General features: G+C 72.3%; 2 protein-coding genes. Both read right to left on the bottom strand.

Going from position 1 to position 10,502, the window contains the following annotated elements; genetic code table 11:
- Positions 1-1,381 (bottom strand): type I polyketide synthase (locus ACGFSB_RS37345; protein ID WP_393409024.1); only part of this gene is annotated, 1,381 nt, incomplete at its 3' end.
- 28 nt (positions 1,382-1,409) lie between these two features.
- On the bottom strand, positions 1,410-10,496 hold the full coding sequence (locus ACGFSB_RS37340) for an SDR family NAD(P)-dependent oxidoreductase (protein ID WP_393409021.1): 9,087 nt from the start codon (positions 10,494-10,496) through the stop codon (positions 1,410-1,412).
- Positions 10,497-10,502 lie beyond the last annotated feature (6 nt).

Below are 10,502 nucleotides of genomic sequence, written 5' to 3'. Positions count from 1 at the left end.
CCTCCGACGCATCCACCACAACCGGCACATCAGCCGACGGCAACTGCACCTCAACCGGCGCCGCCTCCAGAATCACGTGCGCATTCGTCCCGCTGTAGCCGAAAGAGGACACACCGGCCCGGCGGGGGCGGTCCTGTTCGGGCCACGGCCGGTTCTCCGTCAGGAGCTGGACCTGGCCCTCGCTCCAGTCGACGTGGTGGGAGGGCTCATCCACATGGAGGGTGCGCGGCATGACGCCGTTGCGCATCGCCAGCACCATCTTGATGATGCCCGCGACACCCGCCGCGGCCTGCGTGTGACCGATGTTGGACTTGACGGAGCCCAGCCACAACGGCCGCCCCTCATCCCGCCCCTGGCCATACGTGGCGAGCAGCGCCTGCGCCTCGATCGGGTCACCCAGCGTCGTACCCGTACCGTGGCCCTCGACGACGTCGACGTCCGCCGGCGTCAGCCGGGCGGCGGTCAGGGCGTCCTGGATCACCCGCTGCTGGGCGGGGCCGTTCGGCGCGGTCTGGCCGTTGGACGCGCCGTCCTGGTTCACCGCGGTGCCGCGGACGACGGCCAGGACGCGGTGGCCGTGGCGTTCGGCATCGGAGAGGCGTTCCAAGGCGAGGACGGCGACGCCCTCTCCCCAGCCGGTGCCGTCGGCGGCGGTGGCGTAGGACTTGCATCGGCCGTCGGCGGCGAGGCCGCGCTGGCGGGAGAACTCGACGAAGACGCCCGGAGTGGACAGAACGGTCACGCCGCCCGCCAGGGCCAGGGTGCACTCGCCGTCGCGCAGCGACTGCACCGCCTGGTGCAACGCGACGAGCGACGACGAGCAGGCCGTGTCGACGGTGACGGCGGGGCCCTGAAGGCCGAGCGCGTAGGAGACGCGTCCGGAGACCAGGCTGCCGACGCTGCCGCCACTGGGGTCGTAGTCGTGGTGGAAGGAGCCGGCGAAGACACCGGTGGCGGTGTCCTTGAGGGCCTGCGGATTGATGCCCGCGACCTCCAGGGCCTGCCATGACGCCTCGAGCATCAGGCGGTGCTGGGGGTCCATCCCGTGCGCCTCGCGGGGCGTGATCCCGAAGAACGCCGGGTCGAAGTCCGCCGCGTCGTGCAGGAATCCGCCGGAGCGCGTGTAGGTCTTGCCCGGGTTGCCGGGCTCGGGGTCGTAGAGGGCGTCGATGTCCCAACCGCGGTCGGTCGGGAACCCGCCGATCGCGTCCTCTCCCTTGACGACGACGTCCCACAGCTGGTCCGGCGAGGAGACGCCGCCGGGCAACCGGCAGCTCATGCCGACGATCGCCACGGGTTCGCTGCGGCGGGCCTCGAGTGTCTGCAACCGCCCGCGGGTGACGTGCAGTTCTTCCGAAACCGCCTTGAGGTACTTGAGCAGCTCGTCTTCGGTAGGCATGAACTCACTCTCAACTCTGGTCGGTGGCGCGCGTCGCGTCGCCTGAGATGGAGATGCCGAGGCTGTTGGTGACGAAGTCGAGGACTTCCGCCGCGGTCGCGGACTCCAGGCCGGCCGGCGCGGGTTCGTCGGCCTCGGTCACGGGGTGGCCGTGCGCCGACGGCTCGGCCAGACCGCGGACCGCCTCGGCCAGGGCGGCACGCTGGGTGCCGGTGAGCCGCAGTCCGGTCAGGCTGTTCCCGATCCTGGTGAGGTCGGCCATGAGTCGCTCGTAGTCGGGTTGTTCGGCTTCCCGCGCCATTGCGGGAGCCGGGGCGAGCCGGCCGATGAGGTGGTCGACCAGGGCACGCGGACTCGGATGGTCGAACACCGCGGTCGCGGTCAGCTTCACGCCGATCCGCTTGTTGATCTTGTTGCGGAGTTCGACGGCGGTCAGGGAGTCGAAGCCGAGGTCGCGGAACGCGCCGTCGGCGGAGATGCCGCGCGGGTCACCGTGCCCGAGCACCTGGGCGGCGTCCGTCAGGATGAGGTCGAGCAGGAGGGTGCGGCGCTGCTCGGCCGGCAGACCGCGCAGCTTGCTCTCCAGGGACTCGGCCGGTGCCGCCGGGGCGCTCGCCGCGGTCCGCCGGTTCGGGGCGGGCGCCAGGTCCGAGAGGAGCGGCGGCGCGGTGTCGGCGGCGCGCAGCGCGACCGTATCGACGTGTACCGGGATGACGGTGGGCCGGGCCGCGGACAAGGCCCGGTCGAAAGCGGCGAGGCCGTCATCCGTGGCGGTGGGCAGCAGCCCGGTGCGGGCGATCCGGCCGAGGTCGGCGGTGCCCAGGCCCGCGGTCATGGTGCTGGTCTGCGCCCACATGCCCCAGGCGACGGAGACCGCGGGTGCTCCGGCCGCGTACCGGCGGGCGGCGAACGCGTCCAGGTAGGCATTGGCCGCCGCGTAGTTGGCCTGGCCCGCCGAGCCGAGGACACCGGCGACCGAGGAGAACACCATGAAGGCCGCGAGGTCCGCGCCGGCGGTCAGGTCGTGCAGGGCCCGCACCGCGTCCGCCTTGGGCCGCAGCACAGTGGCGAGCCGCTCGGGTGTCAGGGCCGCCAGGACGCCGTCGTCGAGGACACCGGCGGTGTGCACGACAGCGGTCAGCGGATGCTCCGGCGGGATGTCCGCGAGGACCGCCGCGAGCTGCTCGCGATCCGCCGCGTCGCAGGCCACGGACCGGATGTGGACGCCGTCGTCAACGAGGTCCCCGGGTGCATCGGCGCCGCTGCGGCTGAGCAACAGGACGTGGCGTACGCCGTGTTCGGCCGCGAGCCGGCGCAGGACGAGCTGTCCCAGGGTGCCGCTCGCGCCGGTGATGAGGACCGTGCCTTCGGGGTCGAGCGGGCGCGGGATCGTCAGGACGGCCCGGCCGGGGTGTCCGGATTCGGCGTCCGCGCGCAGTCCGCGCCAGGCCTCGGCCGCCGCCCGTACGTCGTGGGCGGTGACCGGCAGGGCGTGCAGCGCCCCCGTGTCGAACAGGCCGGAGAGCTCGGCGAGAACCGTCTGCTGCCGTTCCGCGTCGAGGGCGGTGGCCGCGGCGCGCGCGTCGGCCGCCACGAACCGGCCCCGTGCGGCGAGCAGCAAGGCGGCCGACACCTCGGCGCCCGGACTGCCCTGCGGGTCCAGGACGACATCGAGGCCGGTCGGCACCTTCTTCGCGATATCGCCGGGCTCCGGCTCGGCAAGATGGGTGTCGTCGAGGCCGAGGCCGCTCAGGGTGGCACGGGCGTCGAGGGGCGCGGTGGCGAACACCTCGGCACCCAGCTGCCGGGCGAGCTGGACCGCCGCGAGGCCGACAGGTCCGGTGGCACCGTGGATCAACACCCGCTCCCCCGAGCGCAGTCCGGCCTCTTCCACCAGGGCGTGCCAGGCGGTGAGGAACGCGGTCGCCGCCGTGGCGCCCTCGGCGAACGTCAGGGCCCGCGGCAGGCGGGCGACGGACCGGTGGTCGGTGACCGCGGTACGGGCCGCGGCGCCGCCGCCGGTGAAGGTGCCCCACACCCGGTCGCCCACCGCCAGGCCGGTGACCGCCGTGCCCGTCTCGGTCACGACGCCGGCGCCTTCGGTGCCGGGTGCCGCCCAGGCGTCGTCGGTCAGGTCGTCGGGGCCGATCCCCGCGGCCCGCATCGCCACCCGGATCTCCCGCGAGCCGAGGGGCGCGGCGGGGGCCGGGACGAGGGCGAGGCCGTCGAGACCGTCGAGGCCGCCGTCGCCGGTGACCTCCAGGCGCCACTCGGACGTGTCGTCCGGCAACGAAAGAACAGCGGGCGCAGTGCGGCCGAGCCGGGGTATGTACAACTGCCCCTCACGGACGGCGACTTGGGGTTCACCTGAGGCGACGGCCGCGGCGACAGCGGCGTCCGTGCCGGCAGCGGCGGGATCGATGTCGATGAGCAGCAGGCGTCCGGGGTGTTCGGCCTGGGCCGACCGAAGCAGTCCCCATACGGCGGCGGTCACCGGGTCGGGCCCCTCCATGACGGTGCCCCGGGTGACGAAGGCGAGCCGTTCGTCGCTGTCCGCCGACTCGGTGAGGAGGCGCTGGACGCGCTGGAGCACCTCGGTCAGGCGGGTGTGGACATCGCCGCAGGGTGCGACGCGGGCGACAGTGACCGCCGTGGCCGGCCCGACGGGTTCCGCGGCCGGCAGCGGGCGCCACCGCAGATGGAGTCCGCCCTCCTGGTCCGGCGTCGCGGACCCGGACATCGGCCGCAGCAGCAGCGCGTCCACGGTGACGACGGGCTGTCCGGTGATGTCGACGGCGGTCAGCGTCACGGCCCCGTCGGCGGTGGCGGCGAGCCGGACCCGTACCGCGGTCGCGCCGGACGCGTGCAGCGTCACCCCCGTCCAGGAGAACGGGAGCAGCGGTCGGGTCCCTTCGGCGCCGGTCAGGGACGGCACGCCGAGGGTGACGGCGTGCAGGGCGGCGTCAAGGAGCGCCGGGTGGATGCCGAACGTGCCGGTCTGCACGGGCAGTTCGGCCTCCGCGTACAGGGCGTCCGCGGTGCGCCACGCGGCGCGCAGGCCCTGGAAGGCGGGGCCGTAGCCGTAGCCGCGTCGGGCCAGGTCGGCGTAGAGGCCGTCGACCGGTACCGGCTCGGCGTCACTGGGCGGCCCGTCCCACGCATCGGCGGCGGGCGCCGAGTCGGCCAGGGTGCCCGTCGCGTGCCGGACCTGCGGCTCGGTGCCGGAGGCCGGGGTGGGCGAGGAGTGGACGGTGACCGTGCGGCGGCCCGTCTCGTCGGGGGCACCGACGACGACCTGGAGGTACACGGCGGTGCCCGCGGGCAGGACCAGCGGTGCTTGCAGTGTCAGTTCCTCGACGACGGGGCAGCCGGTCTCGGCGCCGGCGTGCAGCGCCAGGTCGAGGAAGGCGGTGCCGGGCAGCAGTACCGTGCCGCCGATCGCGTGGTCGGCGAGCCAGGGGTGGGCGCCGGGCAGGATGCGGCCGGTGAGCACCGTCTGCCCGTCGGGCAGGTGCACGGCTGCGCCGAGCAGCGGGTGCCGGGTGCCGGTCAGACCCGCGGCGCGGATCCCGGCGGTCGACTCGGACGCGTCGTGCCAGTAGCGCTGTCCCGCGAACGGGTAGCCGGGCAGTTCGGTGCGGCGGGCGCCGGGCAGCAGTCGCTGCCACTCGACCGGGGTACCGGCCACGTATGCGGCGGCCAGGGCACGGGTGAGTGCGAGAGCCTCGTCCTGGCCGGACTTGAGGGCCGCCACAGCGATGTACTCGTCGTCGCCGAGGGCCGCGTCGAGGGTGGCGTGCACCATCGGGGTGACGACGGCCTCGGGCCCGACCTCCAGGTAGGCCCGAACGCCCTGGTCGGCCAGGCTGCGCATACCGTCGGCGAAGCGGACGGCGCGGCGGACGTGCTCGACCCAGTACTGGGGGGTGCACAGGCGTCCGGCGTCGACGGGTCCGCCGGTGACGTTGGAGACCATGGGGATCCGCGGCGCGTTGAACGACAGTCCGGACAGGACGTCGGCGAACTCCTCGAGCATCGCGTCCATGTGGTGCGAGTGGAACGCGTGGGAGACCACGAGGCGGCGCACCCGGTGCCCAGCGGCCCGGAAGTGGTCGGCGACGGCGAGCGCGGCGTCCTCGTCGCCGGAGACGACCACGGCCTGCGGGCCGTTGACGGCGGCGATCCCGACGGCGTCCGTGAGGGACGCCTGCTCGAGGTATGCGCGGGCCTCGTCCTCGCCGATCTCGATGGCGACCATCGCACCGCCCTCCGGCAGGGCCTGCATGAGGCGGCCGCGGGCCGCGACGAGGGCGCACGCGTCGGGCAGCGACAGGACGTCCGCCGCGTAGGCCGCGGTGATCTCGCCGAGGGAGTGGCCCATGACGTGGCCGGGGGCCACCCCCCATGCCCTGAGCAGTTCGAGCAGACCTACCTCGAGGGCGAACAGACCGGTCTGGGTGTACATGCTCTGCTGGAGGAGCGGGGCCAGCGAAGAGTCGTCGGCGGCGAACACGACGTCGCGCAGGGGGTGTTCGGCGTATCCGTCGAGGTGTGCGTCGACCGCGGCGCACACAGCGTCGAAGGCCTCGGCGAAGACGGGGTACCGCTCGTACAGCTCCCGTCCCATGCCGGGCCGCTGTGATCCCTGCCCGGAGAAGACGAGGGCGAGCCCGCCCGCGCCGACGGTGGGCACGGCACCGGCCACGGCGGCACGGGTGTCCTCGCCGCGGGCGAGCGCGGTCAGCGCGGCTGTCAGCTCGTCGCGGCCCGCACCCAGGACGACGGCCCGGTGGTCCATCAGGGCCCGGCCCGTGGCCAGCGTGTGGCCGACGTCGCGCGGGTCCAGGCCGGGTTCGCCGGTGATCCGTACGAGGAGTTGTGCGGCCTGCCTCCGCAGCCCGGCAGCCGTCCTGGCCGACAGCGGCCAGGGGATCATCGGCACTTCGTGCGCCGGGTCGGCGTCCTGCGCCGTGGTGTCCCCGGGGGCCGCCTCCAGAATCACGTGGGCGTTCGTCCCGCTGATGCCGAAGGACGACACGGCTGAGCGGCGCGGCCTCTCCAGCTCCGGCCAGTCCCGCTGAGAGGTCAGTACGCTGACGGCGCCGGACGCCCAGTCGACGTGGTGGGAGGGGGTGTCGGCGTGGAGGGTGCGCGGCATGACGCCGTTGCGCATCGCCTGCACCATCTTGATGATGCCCGCGACACCCGCCGCGGCCTGCGTGTGCCCGATGTTGGACTTGACGGAGCCCAGCCACAACGGCCGGTCCATATCCCGTCCTTGGCCATACGTGGCCAGCAGCGCCTGCGCCTCGATCGGATCACCCAGCGACGTACCCGTCCCGTGGCCCTCGACGACGTCGACGTCCGCTGGCGTCAGCCGCGCACTGGCCAGCGCATCACGGATCACCCGCTGCTGCGCAGGCCCGTTCGGCGCGGTCAGACCATTACTGCCACCGTCCTGATTCACCGCCGACCCACGCACCACCGCCAGTACTTCATGCCCCTGGCGCCGCGCGTCCGAGAGGCGTTCGACGACCAGCCAGCCAACGCCCTCGGCCCAGCCCGCACCATCGGCATCGTCGGAGAACGCCTTGCAGCGGCCGTCCACCGACATCGCCCGCTGCCGCGAGAACTCCACGAACGTCGTCGGCGTCGACATCACCGTCACACCACCCGCCAACGCCAGCGAGCACTCACCATTACGCAGCGACTGCACCGCCAGATGCAACGCCACCAACGACGACGAGCACGCCGTATCCACCGTCAACGCCGGACCCTCCAGGCCCAGTTGATACGAGATCCGGCCTGACGCCACGCTCGACGCGCTGCCGAGCATACGGAAGCCGTCCATGCCCTCGATCGGCTCGTGCAGCGGCGGTCCGTACTCCATCGGCATCAGGCCGGTGAAGACGCCGGTCCGGCTGCCGCGCAGGGACGTCGGGTCGACACCGGTCCGCTCCAGGGATTCCCACGCGGTCTCCAAGAGCAGCCGCTGCTGCGGGTCCATCGCCGCCGCCTCCCGCGGACTGATCCCGAAGAACTCCGGCTCGAACACGGCGGCGTCGTGCAGGAATCCGCCGCGTCGTGTGTACGTCTTTCCTGCCCGGTCGGGGTCCGGGTCGTAGAGGTCGGCGATGTCCCAGCCGCGGTCGTCGGGGAAGTCGGTGATCGCGTCGACCCCGTCGAGCGTCGCCTGCCACAGCTCCTGCGGCGACCGGATCCCACCCGGGAAACGGCACGCCATACCCACGATCACGATCGGATCGTCATCCGTGGCCGCCACCACCGCTACCGGAGCAACCGGACCCGCATCCGTACCCCGTATCTGCTCCTCCAGGAAACCGACCAGAGCCGTCAGCGTCGGATAGTCGAACACCAGCGTCGACGGCAACCGCAGCCCCGTCGCCACCTGCACCCGCTGACGCAACTCCAGCCCCGTCAACGAGTCGAAGCCCAGATCACGGAACGCACGATCCGCATCCACCGACACACCCGAACCGTGCCCCAGCACCAACGACACCTGCGCACCCACCAGTTCCAGCAACGCCGCCCTGCGCTCACCAGCCTCCAACACCGCCATGTCGGCGATCCACGAGGAGGACTGACCGGTGCCGACGGCAGCCGCCGCACGGCGCGCCGGGGCGCGGACCAGCGACTTGAACACGGCGGGCAGCCGGTCCTGGGCGGCTTGGTTGCGCAGCGCGGGCAAGTCCAGGCGAGCGGGGAACAGGGTGGCCCGGTCGGCCGCGAGGGCCGCATCGAACAGGGCAAGGCCCTGGGCGGCGGACATCGGGGCGAGCCCGCTCCGAGTCAGGCGGGCGATGTCGGCCTCGTCGAGGTGTGCGGTCATCGCGCTGTCACTGGTCCACAGACCCCAGGCCAGCGACGTCGCCGCGAGCCCCTGGGCACGGCGCGCCAGCGCCAGCGCATCCAAGTAGGCATTCGCCGCCGCATAGTTGCCCTGCCCCGCCGTGCCCATCACACCGGCAGCAGAAGAGAACAGAACGAAAGCCGCCAGGCCGGCATCACGCGTCAACTCATCAAGCAGAAGAGCGCCGTCGACCTTCGGCCGCATCACCGTGTCGACCTGCTCAGAGGTCAAAGTGGTGACCACACCGTCATCGAGAACACCGGCCGCATGAATGACAGCGGTCAGCGGATGCGCGGAGGGGATGCCCTCCAGGGCGGCGGACAGCCCTTCACGGTCGGCGACGTCGCAGGCCCCGAAGTCCACCGTCACTCCGGCAGCCCTCAGTTCGGCGGCAAGATCCGCCGAGCCCTCCGCACCCCGACGACTGACCAACAGCAGATGACGTACGCCGTACTCGGCCACGACATGCCGCGCAACCAACTGCCCCAGAGCACCACTCGCACCCGTGATCAACACCGTGCCGTCCGACCGCCACTCCGGCACGGACACCGCCGTAACCGCCTCCGCAGCCATCGTCACCACCCGAGGCGCCAGCAACTTCCCGCCTACCAGGGCTAGTTGAGGGTCGTCGGAAGCGAGGGCCAGCGCGGCAGCCGACTGCACGTCCACGTCCGCATCCGCTTCCGCGGGTACGTCGATGACGACGATGCGTCCGGGATGTTCGGCCTGCGCCGAGCGCAGCAGACCCCAGGTGGCCGCGGTGGCCGGGTCGGGCCGCCCCGTGACGGTGCCCCGGGTGACGACGGCGAGACGGGAGTCCTCGTTGTCGGCCGAATCGGCCAGGAAGCGCTGGACGGACTCCAGCACCCCGGCCACGCTCGCCCGGACATCACCGCCAGGCTCGACGCACTCCACGACAACGTCGGACGGCACACCACCGGACACCTCCGGCACCGGCACATCCGGCACCGGCACATCCACCCACCGCACCTCGAACAACGGGTCACCGCCGGCCACCGCCGAACCCAACTGCTCCCGCGACATCCGCTGCAACCGCAACTCGTCCACCGACACCACCGGCAGACCCGCACCATCAAACGCGACAAGCCGCACCGCACCATCAGCACCCCGCGCCAACCGCACCCGCAACGCGGACGCACCCACCGAATGCAATCGCACCCCACTCCACGAGAACGGCACCCACAGATCATCCGAGGGCAACGGGTGCAGGGCCGCGTCGATGAGTGCCGGATGGATGCCGAACTCACCGGCGTCCACGGGCAGTTGGACATCGGCGAACAGCTCATCGCCCGCGCGCCACAGCGCCCGCAGGCCCTGGAACACGGGCCCGTATCCATAGCCGAGGCCGGCCAGCACGTCGTACATATCGGCGACATCCACCCGCTCGGCACCGGCCGGCGGCCACACACCGTCCAGGCGTTCCCCGGCCGCTACCGGACCAGCCGCGAGGACACCGACAGCGTGCCGCACCCAGTCCGCTCCCCCGGTGACCTCCGCTTCGGCGTCCTGGGTCCGGGAGTGCACGGAAACCGGCCTGCGCCCCGCATCGTCCGGCGCACCCACCGACACCTGCACCGCGACCGACGCACCCTGCGACAACACCAGCGGCCGCTCCAGCATCAGCTCTTCCAGTACGTCGCAGCCGACCTCGTCGGCGGCACGGAGGGCCATTTCCACGAAGGCGGTGCCGGGCAGGATGACCGTGCCGAACACGGCGTGGTCTTCGAGCCACGGGTGCGTGTCGCGGGAGATACGTCCGCTGAGGACAAGGCCGTCCTGGTCCGCGAGTGGGACGGTGGCACCGAGCAGCGGGTGTCCGGCAGACCGCAGCCCCAGACCAGCCGCATCCACCACGGACCGCCCCGCCGGCAACCAATGCCGCCGCCGCTGGAAGGCATACGTCGGCAACTCCACCAACCGCCCACCCGCCACCCACGACGACCAGTCCACCTCCACACCCGCAACAGCCACCTCAGCCACACCCCGCACCAACCGAGCCCGCTCACCCTCATAACGACGAAGCGTCCCCACCGCCGTCACACCCACCACACCCGCACCCTCAGCAGCCTGCGACACAGCACCCACCAGAACAGGATGCGGACTGGACTCCACGAAAACGCGGTGCCCCGCAGCCAGCAACGCATCAAGCGCGGCATCAAAACGCACCGTCTGACGCAAATTCCTGAACCAGTACTCCGCATCCATCACCGC

It is taken from the genome of Streptomyces sp. NPDC048441 (genome assembly GCF_043200235.1).
Lineage (GTDB): Bacteria > Actinomycetota > Actinomycetes > Streptomycetales > Streptomycetaceae > Streptomyces.
The sequence above is the reverse complement of the archived record's forward strand: the minus strand, read 5'-3'. Positions and strand labels throughout refer to the sequence as shown.